Source organism: Buttiauxella gaviniae ATCC 51604, from assembly GCF_001654835.1.
GTDB lineage: Bacteria > Pseudomonadota > Gammaproteobacteria > Enterobacterales > Enterobacteriaceae > Buttiauxella > Buttiauxella gaviniae.
Genome location: NZ_LXEP01000115.1, coordinates 1 through 344, shown reverse-complemented (window position 1 = coordinate 344; position 344 = coordinate 1). Strand labels below are relative to the sequence as shown.

Here is a 344-nt window from a genome sequence, read left to right as displayed (position 1 = left end):
GCCACGGCAGGCACCGCATCGACGCCGGTGTCCGTGCCGGCTGACGGCACCAGTACCCCGACCACCACCGTACCGATCACCGGTGCGGACGGTCAGCCCCTGAAAGACACCGCCGTGACCGTGAAGGTGAACGGCACCGACCAGACGGTGACCACTGACAGCAACGGCAAGGCCACGCTGACCCTGCCGGCGTCCACCACTCCGGGTGACCAGTCCATTCCGGTGGTGTTTAACGGCAGCAGCCAGAATGTGCCCGTGAGTTATACGAATACGCCGGCCCAGAACCTGGCGGGTGCCACCGCGGGTACCGCATCGGCGCCGGCGTCGGTGCCGGCTGACGGCAC

1 protein-coding gene is annotated in these 344 nt (G+C 68.0%); it reads left to right on the top strand.

Features of this window, described 5'->3' with window-relative positions:
- Positions 1–344 (top strand): DUF4198 domain-containing protein (locus M977_RS25615; RefSeq protein ID WP_167351126.1); only part of this gene is annotated, 344 nt, incomplete at both ends.